This window comes from Allosediminivita pacifica, assembly GCF_003054175.1.
GTDB classification, from domain to species: domain Bacteria; phylum Pseudomonadota; class Alphaproteobacteria; order Rhodobacterales; family Rhodobacteraceae; genus Allosediminivita; species Allosediminivita pacifica.
The window spans coordinates 1-13,837 of record NZ_QBKN01000019.1; the positions used below are offsets into that span (position 1 = coordinate 1).

Here is a 13,837-nt window from a genome sequence, read left to right on the forward strand (position 1 = left end):
TAATCTTTGACATGACCGCCTCCCATTAAGGATTGTTGCGATCCCACCTTGGCACAGCGATGCCGTCGGGGGGCGGTTACAGCATCAAAGCCGCCGCGCGGGACAGGCCCGCCGGCGCGAAATGCGCATGAAACAGCTCGGGAAGCTCCGCCGGGACCGGCTCCGCCCCGCAGAAGGCGCGGCTCCAGGTGGACAGATCCATGCCCGCGATCTGATCGGCGGTGACCCGCTGGACACATTCGGCAAAGGCGAAGGCCGGGCCGCCGCTGATCGTGGCCCGCTCGTCCGAGACGGCCTCGGGCCAGAGTGCCGGCTTGCGGATGAAATCCAGGGGGCTCATCTGCGCCGAGAAACCGCCGCACAGCAGCGGTGTCAGAATCCCGCCCATGAGGCCCATGTCGTGGTAGTGCGGCAACCAGTTCACGAAGCGTGATGCCGGTCCAAGCCCCCAGCTGCGCGCCACCAGCCCGGCGTTGGCGAGGATGTTGTCGCCGGTGATGGCAACGCCTTTGGGAAACCGCGTGGACCCGGACGTGTACTGGATCACCGCCAGACGCGCCGTATCACCCGCGGCCCGCGTGGGTTCGGGCAGGCGGGCCGGGTTCAGCGGAAGCGGCACCACCGGGCATGATGCGGGGCCCTGGCGCGTCAATTCGGCGGTGATGATCCCCAGATGTTCGGGCAGGCAGATGACAGCACTCGCCCGGCTGTCCGCGACGATGTGACGGAAGCGCTCAGTATGGCTGCCGTGACGCGGGACAGGCACCGGAACCACAGTAACACCGGCGAGCACCCCGCCGAGAAGCAGTGTCACGAAATCCGGCCCCGCCGGGAGCGCCACGACGATACGACACGGCGCCGACCCGAGCCATAACTGCAGTGTTTGGGCCATCTCGCCCGCCATCGAAGACAGGTCCGCACCCCGAAAGGCCTGACGCGCGCCTGAGCGCGAACGGAACACGATCTGCTCTGCCTCGGCGCGTGCTTCAAACGCGCGCATAAGGGCCTCGGACAGCGGCGCCTCCGGCCTCATGAGGCACTCCGCAGAGCATGTCGTTCGGACGCGGCCCGGGTGCGCGCCGCATCGCCCAGGTACATCGCCAGGGTGGAGTTCAAATCGTATGCGATTTCGGGGCGCTCGGCGATCATGTCGCGGACGCCCGTGATCAGGCGGCGCATGCCCGGCTCGCGGGCCATCATCGGAATAAGTTCCCGCAACGGGTGCCGCCGCCCACGCACGGGCTGATCGGCGCTTTGTGCCATATCCAGACGTGGCGTGCCCAGGGTCCTAGCATAGCGCTCGAACCGCAGGATCGCATTCTCGGGCGCCAGGAGTTTCGCTTTCAGCCATGCCCGCCCCTCGGCAAGTTCCTCGCGCGTCATCCGTGCCGGTATGAGGTTTGTGAGGGGCGTATTGCCCACAGGCGTGCCATGGGTGGCCTCTTCGACGATCCGTCCGGCCTGCCTCATCTCGGCATAGAGCGGCGTGGCATAGGGCGCGACCAGCGCACTTACGTTCAAGCCGACCACGGGAAGGCGCTGAGCGAAGGCAAATTGCTGTTCAAAACAACTTAGATCGTCATGGTCGAAACCGACGATCAGGCCGGCATGGATGGTCAGGCCCGCGCGCACGATCTTTTCGCATTCGCCGACGAGATCGACACCGAGGTTCTGCCGCTTGCGGCTCTCGGTCAAAGACTCGGCATTGCTGGTTTCCAGCCCAACGAAGGCGTGCCGCAGGCCCGCCGCGTTGCAAAGCGCCAGCAGATCGGGATCCCGCGCCACATCGATCGACATCTGGGTCGAGAACTGAACCGGCGCACGCCCCTCGAGACCGTTCCAGTCCAAGAGGGCGGTCAGCAGCTCCCGCGTGCGCTTGCGATAGACCGTGAAGTTGTCGTCGCTGAGCGTGATTTCGCGGTAGCCGAGTGCGTGAAGCTCCTCCAGCTCCGCAATCACCCGATGCGGCGGCTTGTGGCGCTGCTTGCGCCCGAGATACTGGATGACATCGCAAAAGCTGCATTCGAAGGGACATCCGCGGCTTGTCTGCACCACCCCCGCAATCGCGCAGTCGTTGGGATAAAGATCCCAGCGCGGCACGGGGGCCTGCGCCAGATCCGCCTGCCCGCACCGGTATTCACTTTGCAAACCTCCGGCTTTCAGGTCCGTCATGAAACGGGGCGCGACGGTTTCGAACTCGCCGATCACGAGGCAGTCCGCCTCGCCGCGAAAGAGCTCGGGGGCGAGGGAAACATGCGCCCCGCCCAGAACCACCCGCCGCCCCCGCCGTCGGAATTCGCGGGCCAGTTCGAGCCCGCGCCGAATTTGCGAGACATTGATCGAAAGGCCGACGAGATCGGCCTCCGCCTCAAGATCCACGTCCTGAACCGTCTCATCGCAAAGCCGGATATCGTCCGACGCCGGGAACCAGGCGGCGACAGACGCAATTCCCGAGGCGGCGACCAAGGCATAACGGCCGCGCATGCCGGGAACGCTGGACATCGCCGAGTCGAAATTCGGCTCATCGGTGCGGGGCGCGATAAGGTAGATCTTCATGAGAGCCGAACCTCGCCCATTTGAAAGGCGGTACGGGACGCCCCCGTACTTGCACAGACCATCGCGGATTCAGCATGACACATTGGCTTCGGTGCTCAGGCCAAGGTGGCGACGATCAGCCCGTCCGGCTGATGGGGCGGGTTGGGATCCTGGTGCAGGATACGCCAGTGCGGCGACAGGATATCCAGACACTCGGCAAAGATGGCTTCGCCGTGCGTGCCGATGATCCAGTTGCGGATCTGCCCGGCCTGCCCGCTTTCCACGACATGCGAAAGCAGCGTCGCCTCGCCGCCCTGCACATCGAGCTTCGCGATATCGAAGGGGGCGGGTTCGGCCGCCAACAGCGCGGCAAGATCGCGCGCGGGCACCCGGTGACGCGTGCCCTTTGCGACGGGGGCGTCCTCGATCACCACATGCGATGAAAAATCGCTGTCCGAAACTTCGACCACCCCGTCGCTCACATGCGCCGCGGCTTCGATCAGGGTCATCCGGCCTGGCGATATGCCATTCAAGGCGAGATTTTCACGGATTGCCGAGATATGCGCTGGCAGGAACTCGAAGACAGTCGCCTCGGCCTCGGCCCTCAGCTTGAGCAACAGCAAGGTGTAGTAACCGATGCCGCCGCCGATATCACAAAACCGCAGGTCCGGCCTGTCGCAGCTGTCGATCAACCGGAGAAACCAGTCCTCCTCAACCGGTTCGTGCAAATTGCGATTGCCGTCCGACAGGTAGCGGGACACCTGGAAATCGAGCAGATGGTGCCTGAAAACCTCAAGGCCATTGCCGAACAGATATGTCTCGTTTTCCGCGATCGTCTGCGTCATGGCCTCGATCGTCCCCTCGCCCTGAATACGGGGCTCGCACGCATCGGCGTCTGCGTGCGAAGTCACCGCGACTGGTTCTGTTCCCGGCGCAAAAGTGTTCCCCCTCGCGCGTCCCGACCCATCAAACCGGTGTGTGGTTAATCTGCGATTAAGATGCCCTTGGCTCAGGCCTCCTGTCAGGCGGCACGAGCGCATCCGAGCCCTCGTGGCCTTTGCGTCCCGGCGGCCCCCCCCTTACTTCGACGCGGCGGTCTGGCATGAGGTCAGCGGGGTCCTGAAGCTCTGGGCGCGGACGCGCAGGGCAACCCCAACCTCGCGGGCAAGATCGACCGTCTCACGATGCACGTGCTGCTGCCCTGGCGTGCCGACAGCCGGATACGACGCACCGCCCGGGCGAAGGAATGGCAAGCGCGGCTGCCCGACTCCCGACGGGTCCACGTGTCCGAGACGGGCCACCTGGTCCTCGGGACGACACCGATAGCGGCTTCGCGATCTCGCGCGGCAAGGCAGGACCATGCCGGTGACGGCTGCCGGTGCCGGCCGTGACGGTCGGCGCAGGCCTCGCGCGCTCGTGGGCGTGCGCCACGCCCGCCCGAACGGCTCTCGCCGCTGAGACCCGGGGTTTCCCGGCCGGGGCCGACAGTGCCCGCCGGGGGCACCGTCGGCGCGCGCCCTTACCAGGGCGTCACTCCGTCGGGTTCCACGAACAGGCCGCTCTCTTCGCCGCCCAGCGCGTATTGCACCGGCAGCCGCGCGCCCTCTTCGGGGGGTCATGTCCCCGAAGCCCGTCAGGTCCGTCTTCACGAAGCCGGGGCTGACGGAGTTCACCTTGATGCCCGTGTCCTTCAGTTCTTCGTGCAATTGCACCGTCAGCATGTTCAGCGCCGCCTTCGAAGCGTTGTAGCCGATGAACTGCTGTGAATAGTAGGTCGAGGTCGGATCGCCGTTCAGTGTCAGCGAGGCGAGCGAGGTCGAGACGTTGACGATCCGGCCACGGGGCGCCGCCTTCAACAGGGGCAGCATGGCCTGCGTCACGGCCAGGGTGCCGATGAAGTTGACCTCCATCACCCGGCGCACGGCGTCGAGCGAGGCCTGGCTGGGCATGGCATCGCCGAAGTCGAAGATGCCCGCGTTGTTCACCAGCACGTCCAGCCGCCCATGATCCGCCTCCAACTGTGCGGCGGTTGCGGCATGGGTCTCGGGCGCGTCGAGATCCAGCGCCACCGTCGTGGCAGTCAGGCCGTCCCTCGCCAGTTCGGATACGGCCGCGGCGCCAAGGGTCGCGTCGCGAGAACCGATGACGACATGCAGGCCCGCCTCCGCCAGTTGCCGGGCGATCTGAAGCCCGATTCCCTTGTTGCCCCCGGTGACGAGCGCGATGCGGTGCTGGGTCATTTTTCTTTTCCTTTCCGTCTGATGCCCTCAAGCTATGAAGGAACCTTCAGATTTTGGATTCGCATATGACCAGCGCTCCAAGGACGGCCCTCAAGGCCCGCAAGAGACCGGTTCAGAGCCGGTCGCGTGTCACCGTGGACGCCATTTTCGAGGCGACCATTCAGGTTTTGCTGCGCGACGGGATGAGCGCGCTGACCACCACGCGGGTGGCAGAACGCGCCGGGGTTTCGGTCGGGACGATGTACCAGTACTTCCCCAACAAGCAGGCGCTGGTCTACGCTTTGAACGAGCGCTTCCTCGACACGCTGGCGGGCCGGATCGAGGCGACATGTGGCCGGATGAAGGGCGCACCGCTGCCCGAGATGGTCGATGCGCTGATCAACACCTACTGGACCGCCAAGACCGAGCGGGCCGAGGTGACCCGCGCGCTCTATCGGTCGGTGGCGGAGCTGGACAACGATGAGCTGATGCACGCGTTCGCTGCCCGCGCCGATGCCGCCACCACGGCGATGTTCACCAGCGCCGAGAATGGCGCGGTGGAAGACGTTGACGCGCTGAACCTGACACTGGCCTCGGTGATCTACGGCACGGTGCGCAATGCCTTCGAGCGCGGGCTGACGCAGGAAGAGGCGAGCGTGCTGCGCCGGAACCTGACGGAAATGTGCCGCGCCTACATCGGCGCGTTGTACGCATAGCCGGGCGCGGTCTGGACACTGCCGGCGGGGCCGGGAAATTCAGGTTCAGGCTTGAGTTTAAGATGCTTTGCACTTGTCGGCAGATGGCGCTGACGGAGGCACCCATGGACCTGACCAGGCGGGGCTACATGGCGACCGGCAGGGACTGCCTTTCGCAGGTTGCCTCAAAATCATGCAGATTTCCGAATTCGGCGTGAACTTTGGAAGCGACCCCGGCGTTTGCGGACAATTGTATCGCCTTGCCGGAAAGGACGTATCCCTATGCGACCGAGCTTGAAGAGATCCACGAGCGCCGCCGCTCTGACGCTGGCGCTTGCGCTGCCTCAGCCGATTTGGGCGCAGGATGGCGAAGCCGATTGCGAGCAGCTGATTGCCGCCTACGAGGCCGAAAACGGCGAGGGCTCTGCCGAGGGGGCCGACCCCGCGACCGCCGGTGACGAGGCCACCGCTGCGTGTCTCGCGCAGAGCGCGGATGTCGAAGCGGAGGCCGCGCCGTCCGGGGAGACACCTGCAGAGGACCTGCCCGCAGAAGCCGCTCAATCCGCGCCTGCGGGAGCTGAAGCGACGGGAACCGAGGAGAGCGCTGCGGAGGAAACGGTGGAGGAAACGGCCACCGACGAGGCTGCGACCGGAGATGCCCCCGCCGAGACCCCTGCGGCCGATGAGCAGACCAGCGAAGCGGCCACTCCGGAGTCGACGGCTGCCGAAGACACGGCGACTGAGGAGCCTACCCCTGACGCGACGGCCGCCGAGGAAGCGGCCCCCGCTTCGGCGCCGGCCGAAGCCGAGGGAGGCACCCTGCCGACCGGCGATGGCGGCGACGCGGGGGCAGAGGCGACCGAGACCCAGCAACTCGAAGAGGCGCTTCAGGCAGAAGAAGAGGCCGAGAGCGCGGAAGAGCCCGCACCCACAAGCGAGGCGGACGCCGCCTCCGAGGACGCCATGGCGACCGGGGAAACCGCCGAGGAGGATTCGGAGCAATCTGCGGGTCAGACTCAGGCGGATGGCGACACCTCCGCCGAGGAGGCTACCTCTGACCAGGAGATGACCGACGAGAGTGGCACCTCGGAAGAGGCTGACCCTGCGGCCGGAGACGCCTCCGCGGAAGAAACCGAAACCACCGATGGCGACGTCACCGCCGAGAGCGAAGCCGAGATCGAGGTGACCCAGGAGGATACCGAGGAATCGACCGAGGCGGCCAACACGCAGGTAGACACCGCCGCCGCCTCGGCCGGTGCCGAAGCCACCGGAGAGGCCGAGACCGAGACGACGGTGATCACGGAGGAGAACTCCCGGTCTTCCGACGAGGAGTTCTCGAACTCGACCACGGCGACCTCTTCCCGGAACGAAGAGAGCGACGACGATGATGACAACGACCGGCTGGGCGAATTCGCCAAGATTGCGGCGGGTGTCGCGGGCGGCGTCCTTCTCAACGAGCTACTCGGCCAGAACGACGAGGTGGTCGAGAACACCGGCGACCGGGTCGTGGTCCAGCGGCAGAACGGCGAGTATTATGTCCTGAAGGACGACGACACGCTTCTGCGTCAACCCGGAACCGAGCTGCGGACGCAGAGCTTCTCGGACGGCTCCAGCCGTACCATCGCCACGCGCGACGACGGAACCGAGGTCATCACGATCCGGGCCGCCAATGGCCAAGTGCTTCGCCGGACCCGGGTCCTGTCGGACGGCCGCGAGATCGTGCTGTTCGACGATACCGCCGAGGTTCAGCCGGTCAATCTCTCCGATCTGCCGGAACCGCAGCGCGACGTGATCTCCATCGAAGATCTCGAGGAGGAGTCGCTGCGCCGTGCGTTGGCCGAGGAATCCGAAGCGGAAGACCGCATCGGCCGGACCTTCAGCCTGGCACAGGTCCGCAACATCCGAGCCGTGCGGGCTCTGGTTCCGACGATCGAGCTCGAGAACGTCACCTTCGACACCGGGTCTTCCGCGATCCGCCCTTCCGAGGCCGAGGAACTGGCCGCGATCGGGCGCGCCATGCGCGACATGATCGCCTCGAACCCCGACGAGGTGTTCCTGATCGAGGGCCATACCGACGCGGTCGGGTCGGCGTCGATGAACCTCGCCCTCTCGGACCGGCGCGCGGAGTCGGTGGCTCTGGCACTGACAGAGTACTTTGACGTGCCGCCCGAAAACATGATCGTGCAGGGCTACGGCGAGTCGGACCTGAAGGTGCAGACCGGGATCGCCGAGCGTGAAAACCGCCGCGCGGCCGTGCGCCGGATCACGCCCCTGATTACGGCATCGCGGTAACGCAACATTCTTCTGACTGAGAATATCCGCCCCGGGGTCTGCCGATTCCGGGGCGGAATGCGTTCGGGGTGATCCGGGTCCGGACCTGGCGCATCGAAGACCCTTTCGGCCTGGCAGCCCCCCGGGGGAGAGGGCCGGTTACTGCCATGTTCGAGCCTTCACCGCGGCATTCTTGCATGGTGTTGAGTGAAAAATCGCCGATGGCGGAACCCCGGATGGCAAAAGGGCGCCGGGGGGACAAACAAGACACAGGAAGGTGGAACGTCCGGTCCTTTTGGCGATTAAGCTGCAGTCAGAAAATCAATCGTGAGGTCACTGTGCGTGCATTCGTCTACACCCCGAAAACTGCTTTTGTCTGTCTGTTCGCGACCGCGACATCGCTTCCGGCGGCGGCGCATGCTTATGTCGGCCCCGGCGCCGGGCTGACCGCGATCGGCACCATGATCGCGCTCGTCGCGGCCGTGGTTCTCGCCCTCGTGGGGTTCGTCTGGTACCCGATGAAGCGCATGATGCGGAACCGCTCCGCCGCGTCGAAGGCCGGAACCGCCTCGCAGGAGCGCGGCAAGTGATCATCGCGGCGCTGGCGCTTGGGCTTCTCGCCTTTGTCCTCGTCCTGCGCGTCCTGCGGGCCGAGGCCGTCGCCCGGAACATCGTCTCCACGGCCCAGCAGTCCATCCAGGTCATCACGAACCCCGACCTGTCCGATCTCGACAAGGAGCGGCACGTGCGCCGAGCCTCGCTGTCGCTGTTCGGCAGTTTCCTGAAGATCGCGGGCATCGGCGTGGCTTCGGTTGCCGCCACTGCCGCGGTCCTTTGGGGCGGCGCGGAGGCGGGGCTTTATACGCTTGAGGCGGCGATGGCCGTCGCGGTGAGTCGGCCGTTCCTTCTGGGCTCGACAATCGCCGCAATCGCGGTCTGGATCGTCCTCGACCGCATCGGCGGCAAGGCACCTGCAGTCGAGACCACTGGCGAGGTTCCCTACGGCCCGATGGAACAGGCGCTGCACAACTTCGCCTTCGCCTCGCCAACGCGCCAGAAGCGGCTCGGGTCGCTTGAGACGCGGCTTTTCCGAAAGCGCCTCGATCCCGAGGCCGCCGCCCGCCCGGTGTTCATCACCTCGCTCCCGCGTGCGGGCACGACGATCATGCTCAACGCGCTGGCCGATGTGCCCGAGTTCGCCTCGGCCACCTACAAGCACATGCCGTTCACGCTCTCACCGCTGCTCTGGAGCAAGCTCGGGCCGCTCTTCCAGAAGACCGCTGCCTCCGGCGAGCGCGCGCATGGCGACGGGCTACAGGTGTCGGGCGAAAGCCCCGAGGCCTTCGAGGAAATGCTCTGGATGGCCTTCTGGCCCGAGCGCTACCGCAAGGACCGGATCGACACCTGGGACGCCGCGGATTTCGACCCCGCCTTTGCCGAGTATTTCCGCACGCACATGGCCAAGGTCGTGGCGACGAAGCCCGGCGCCACGCGCTACGTGTCGAAGAACAACGCCAACATCGCCCGCCTGCCGCTGATCGACGCGATCTGCCCGGATGCGACAGTTGTGATCCCCGTGCGCGACCCGCGTGCGCAGGTGGCCTCGCTCATGCGGCAGCACGCGCGGTTCCTGGACCTGCACGCGCGCGAACCCTTCGGGCGCCGCTACATGGAGGGCGTCGGCCACTTCGAGTTCGGGGCGGCGCTGCGCCCGATCGCCTTCGGCGGTCATGAAGCCGACCCGGCCAATGCGGGCTACGCCGATTTCTGGCTGCGCTACTGGATCAATGCCTACGAGCACGTCCTGAGCACCGCCGGACCAAGCGCGGTCTTCGTCGATCACGATGCTTTCTGCACTGCGCCGGAAGATCATCTTCCGCTGCTGGCCGAGGCCGTTGGCGCGCGGGACGCGCGCGACCTCTCAGCGCTTGCGCCGATGTTCCACGCGCCTTCCGTGCCGCCGCAGCTTGAGGGCGCCGATCCGCACCTTCTCGCGCAGGCACGGGACCTGCACGATACGCTTTGCCGGCGGGCGCTCGCGCCCGCTGCGTCCTACCCAGTCAAGGAAGCACTTGCATGAGTAAACCGCCGCTTTCCGACCGGCTCGCCCCGGTGATCTTCGCGGTCTCCGTCGGAACCCTCGGTGTGGTCTACGGCACCGTCTCGTCCTGGTGGGGCTGGTTCCCTGCCCCGCAGCTTGGGCTGGCGCATCGGACCTATCTCGACGTGAAGGCCAACTGGCGCAACGACATCGGCCTCGAGCCCACCCGCCACATCGTGGCGCCCGACGACAGCGGCGAGACGCCCGATCCCGACCGCGGCTATACTGCCTTCCAAACCGACAAGATCGAACCCGGCTACACGCTGGTGGCGGGGCTGAACGCGGATCCCGAGGGCCCCTTCCACGTGGTCAGGCTGTACGATGCGTCCGGCGCCGAGGTACATCACTGGCCCGTGCGCTATGACGCGCTGGACAGCGAGATCCAGCCCCAGAACACCATGCTGCACGGGATGGAGGTCTTCGAGGACGGCTCGATCGCGGTGACCTTCGACAGCGGACAGGCGCTGGCGCGGATGGATGCCTGCGGCGAACCGATGTGGAGCAACGCCGGCGGATATCACCATTCGCTGACCCGCGACGGCGAGGGCGCGCTGGTGAGCTGGCTTGGCGAGGCCGTGGTCTGGGTTGACGAAGAGACCGGTGAGGTGCTGCGCACACTCGACCTGCGCGAAGAGATCGCCCACGGCAACGACCGCGCGCAACAGGGCTATCTCGACATCCGCACCGTCACGCCGGAGTCGCCGGAGAGCAAGGTGGACTACGGGCTCGACCCCTTCCACCCGAACGACGCAGAGCCGCTGCGCGCGGATATGGCCGCGGCCTTCCCGATGTTCGAGGCCGGGGACGTGCTGCTGAGCCTGCGCGAGCTGAACCTCGTCACCGTCGTCGATCCCGAAACGGGCCGGATGAAGTGGTGGCACCACGGACCCTGGTTCAAGCAGCACGATCCCGATTTCCAGCCCGACGGGACGATCACCGTCTACGACAACAACACCGGCACCTCCCGCTCGCGCATCATGCGCATCGATCCGGCCACCGACGAGGTGAGCGAGGATTTCGGCGGGACCGAGGAGCTGCCATTTTATTCCTGGCGGCGCGGCAAGCACCAGATCCTGCCCAACGGCAACCTGCTGCTGACCGAGGCCGAACACGGCCGGCTGCTCGAGTTGGATCCCGACGGTGAGCTTGTCTGGGAGCGCCACATGAAGTGGGACGCGGACATGAACGTCATCGTGACCGAGGCCCGCCACGTGCCCGAGGACTTCTTCACCGGAGGTGTTCCGAGCTGCTCGAGCGAGGTGGCTTCTGCCTCGGTCGTATCGCCGGGCTGACGCCGGACGCGCGGCCGAGAGGTGATCCCGCCGCCCGGGAGGGTGGCGGGCACCATTCTTGTCCTGAACTGGACCGCGATCCGTCATGCCGCCGTAGTGCATGAGGGGTTTGAGCCGATCAAAACCGAGACCACGTCCCCGCAGGGCGGCTTGGTTATCGACGGCGCGGAGATCTGACCCCACCTCAGCCCGGGCAGCGCTCATTCCGACTTGGGCCTTCAACGCCGCGGCGCCGAGACCCGGGAAAGTCGCGGCCTGCTCTGGCGCGGGCCCCGCCTACGCGTGTTGGGAGGTGGTGTGTCAGGCAAGAAGGTACAAGCCGACCCCTGCTGGCCGGCTGTCATCGACTTGCATTGCCGCGGCGGATTCGCCCGGTTGGAGGAAGCCGGGCCGCAAGTGCGGCCCGATTTCTATCTTATCAGGTCACCCCGATCAGGCAGCAGCTTTCCGGCGACGCAGGAAGGCGAAACCGCCGAATGCGCCCATCAGCATGAAGCCTGCCGCCGGAAGCGGAACGGGAGACACGTTGAATTCCGCGTAGCCGGCGGACGGCGTCTCGGAATCGTAGAAGCCGAGGCGGTAGTTGCCCGCGGCGAGGTTGTAGAACAGGGTGTCCCCGGGCTGAGCGGCGTTGCTGCCGTTCTGGGTCACCATGTTGCACTGGCCCGCGATGCCGGCACCTGCATCATCACAGTTGTCGGTGTCGGTCGTCAGACGCGTCGAGGAACCGCCGTTAAAGAAGTCCAGCGTGAAACCGCTGCGTTCGCCGGTCACGGCCACGTTGTCAGCCGAGTAGTTCACCAGCGAAAGACTGAAGTCGCGATCGACCGTGAAATCAAAGAACGCCGAAAACGGGGTCGTGTCCCAGTCGAAGCCCAGACCGTTGGTGTCAGTCAGTTCGCCCGAGCCCAGCTCGATCTGGGAGCCGGTGACCGTGGTTGCTGCCGAAACGGGTGCGGCGAGTGCCGCAGCGGAAAGAGCCGCAGCTGTCAAAATTCGATACATGGGTATTATCCCTCCTTCGTCCAAACAAGGAATGTTTTAGGCGAAAATTAGCCGCCGACAACCCATATTACGACATTTTGGGGGCAGTCACTCCAGAAATCTGTCTAATTGGACCATTTACCAATTTTACAGAGCAAATCAGGAAACATCCGGTCGCGCCAAAGTCAGCGGCTATGAGACTTTGGTCCGCTGGAACCCTTGAACCGTGCAGTAGCCTCGGCGGAATCAACCAGAGGCTTCATCACGCTCCGCCAAGAAGGGCCTGATGAATCAGGTTATTTCAGCGCCTTCGAAGATGGACGTGGGCGACTGGGCACCCCCACGAGGTCTTCAGGACGGATCACGCGCTCGGCTTTTCATATCGGATCGCTTCATCTTTCGATTTCCTTTATTCCTATGAAACCGGATGCGGCGGGTGGGAGTTGACCTCGTCACGCCTTCATTTGAACAACAATCCTTGGCGAGGCGCTGTTTCGGCCGCCCAATTATGGCCATACAAAGGCACCGAGGCAGTCTCGTGGGTCAGGAGTACTCCGACGGCGACAGCCCCTCGAAACAGGCCAGCAGCCTCAGCCCAGCTCGGTCGGGAAGGAGATCTGGATCGAGAGGCCATCGCTGCCATCGACCGTCATGTGCCCCATGTTTCCGGCCACCGATCCGCGGATCATCCGCCATCCGAGCGAGCCAGAACGTTCAGGCATTTCGCCTTCGGAGAGCCCGGTTCCGTCGTCGCGGAAGGCGTAGCGTATCATGTCCCCTTCGGTGACAAGCGAGATCCGTATGGCCCCCGACCGGCGCCCCACGAAGGCATGCTTGTAGGCATTGGTGATAAGCTCGCCCGTGATCAGCCCGAGGTCGAGCGCCAGCCGTGCCGGCACCGCGGTCCCGTCGGCCTCGACCTCGATCTTCACGTCGAGCCCCGGGCGGTTGAAGGTCTCGGCGAGCGCGGAAATCTGCGAGAGGTAGGCCCGTGCGCCCACCGTTTCGGCGCCCCCGGTCTGCAAGAGCTTGTGCATCCGCGCCATGGATTCGACCCGTATGCTCAAGCTCGAGAGCACGTCCTGGGTCTCGGGTGTCTTGGCACGTCGCTGTTCCATCCGGAGCAGCGACGAGATCATGGTGAGATTGTTGGCGGTCCGGTGATGGACCTCCCCGATCATGAGCTCGCGCTCGTCCAGGTCGGCCTCGAGCTGGCGGATACGGCGCTCGGCGCTGCTCTGGCGCATCAGGATTTCGTCGCAGTGATCGGCGGCCGACGTGGCACAGGCCGCCATTTCGGCCCGGTCGAGCGGCGCCGCGAAATCGGCGCGCACCCGCGTACCGCCCCTGCCCGTCTGGAGATCGAAGTCGTCGGCCATGTGACGGACACCATCGAGGCCAAGCCCCAGCCCCTGCCCGCCGGACAGGGCGCGGTCATCTTCCGGCAGCGGCGGCAGATCCGGAATACCCGGCCCCTGGTCGGTGAAGACCATGCGGAGCATCACGCTGCCGCCCCTCGGCTCAACCAGGCTGACCTGCGCGTGACCGCCCTTTCCGTGCTCGATGACGTTGCGCGCGAGTTCGAGCGCACAGGTCGTCAGCCGCGTGGACAGGAATGGCTTGAACCCGATAACGCCGGTGATCGCCCTGAAGATCTCCCGGAGCATCTTGATGTCTTCGGGAGTGGTCAGCGAAAGGAATGTGATCGTGTGAGCCATCCGTCTCTCCAGAAGGGAACCC

At 65.5% G+C, this 13,837-nt stretch carries 12 protein-coding genes; 6 read left to right on the forward strand and 6 right to left on the reverse strand.

Annotation, left to right across the window (positions count from 1 at the left end):
- Positions 1 to 76: 76 nt before the first annotated feature.
- The 4 genes from C8N44_RS14590 to C8N44_RS23640 all read right to left on the reverse strand — a co-directional run bounded on the left by C8N44_RS14590 (position 77) and on the right by C8N44_RS23640 (position 4,775).
- Entirely contained in the window at positions 77 to 1,033 is a 957-nt protein-coding gene (locus C8N44_RS14590) for an AMP-binding protein (protein WP_107977513.1), read from the reverse strand.
- Positions 1,030 to 2,556 carry a B12-binding domain-containing radical SAM protein gene (locus C8N44_RS14595; RefSeq protein WP_107977514.1) on the reverse strand — a complete coding sequence of 509 codons (1,527 nt, stop codon included), beginning with the start codon at positions 2,554 to 2,556 and terminating at the stop codon, positions 1,030 to 1,032. Before C8N44_RS14595 ends, C8N44_RS14590 begins: the two co-directional genes overlap by 4 nt.
- 95 nt (positions 2,557 to 2,651) lie before the next feature.
- Complete coding sequence (locus tag C8N44_RS14600; RefSeq protein ID WP_158274057.1) at positions 2,652 to 3,380, reverse strand: FkbM family methyltransferase; 729 nt, start codon at positions 3,378 to 3,380, stop codon at positions 2,652 to 2,654.
- Positions 3,381 to 3,614: 234 nt separating this feature from the next.
- Positions 3,615 to 4,775: an SDR family NAD(P)-dependent oxidoreductase gene (locus C8N44_RS23640; RefSeq protein ID WP_210204167.1), complete on the reverse strand. Its 1,161-nt coding sequence runs from the start codon at positions 4,773 to 4,775 to the stop codon at positions 3,615 to 3,617.
- A gap of 65 nt (positions 4,776 to 4,840) precedes the next feature.
- Between C8N44_RS23640 and C8N44_RS14610 the strand changes: the two genes are divergently transcribed.
- The 6 genes from C8N44_RS14610 to C8N44_RS24050 all read left to right on the forward strand — a co-directional run bounded on the left by C8N44_RS14610 (position 4,841) and on the right by C8N44_RS24050 (position 11,290).
- Positions 4,841 to 5,470 carry a TetR/AcrR family transcriptional regulator gene (locus C8N44_RS14610; RefSeq protein ID WP_107977516.1) on the forward strand — a complete coding sequence of 210 codons (630 nt, stop codon included), beginning with the start codon at positions 4,841 to 4,843 and terminating at the stop codon, positions 5,468 to 5,470.
- A 273-nt stretch (positions 5,471 to 5,743) separates the two neighbouring features.
- Entirely contained in the window at positions 5,744 to 7,741 is a 1,998-nt protein-coding gene (locus tag C8N44_RS14615) for an OmpA family protein (RefSeq protein WP_146178848.1), read from the forward strand.
- A gap of 317 nt (positions 7,742 to 8,058) precedes the next feature.
- A complete protein-coding gene (locus C8N44_RS14620; protein ID WP_244641102.1) occupies positions 8,059 to 8,310 on the forward strand; it encodes a hypothetical protein in 252 nt (83 codons plus the stop codon).
- Positions 8,307 to 9,800: a sulfotransferase gene (locus tag C8N44_RS14625; RefSeq protein WP_107977518.1), complete on the forward strand. Its 1,494-nt coding sequence runs from the start codon at positions 8,307 to 8,309 to the stop codon at positions 9,798 to 9,800. Before C8N44_RS14620 ends, C8N44_RS14625 begins: the two co-directional genes overlap by 4 nt.
- Complete coding sequence (locus C8N44_RS14630) at positions 9,797 to 11,113, forward strand: arylsulfotransferase family protein (protein WP_107977519.1); 1,317 nt, start codon at positions 9,797 to 9,799, stop codon at positions 11,111 to 11,113. The genes C8N44_RS14625 and C8N44_RS14630 overlap by 4 nt, the downstream gene beginning before the upstream one ends.
- A 42-nt stretch (positions 11,114 to 11,155) precedes the next feature.
- The gene (locus C8N44_RS24050; RefSeq protein WP_280952942.1) at positions 11,156 to 11,290 is read left to right on the forward strand and encodes a hypothetical protein; all 135 of its coding nucleotides are present in this window, start codon (positions 11,156 to 11,158) and stop codon (positions 11,288 to 11,290) included.
- A 255-nt stretch (positions 11,291 to 11,545) separates the two neighbouring features.
- On the opposite strand, the gene C8N44_RS14635 is transcribed toward C8N44_RS24050, so the two are convergent.
- Entirely contained in the window at positions 11,546 to 12,118 is a 573-nt protein-coding gene (locus tag C8N44_RS14635) for a VPLPA-CTERM sorting domain-containing protein (protein ID WP_107977520.1), read from the reverse strand.
- A gap of 569 nt (positions 12,119 to 12,687) precedes the next feature.
- On the reverse strand, positions 12,688 to 13,815 hold the full coding sequence (locus C8N44_RS14640; RefSeq protein ID WP_107977521.1) for a sensor histidine kinase: 1,128 nt from the start codon (positions 13,813 to 13,815) through the stop codon (positions 12,688 to 12,690).
- Between the last annotated feature and the right edge of the window lie 22 nt (positions 13,816 to 13,837).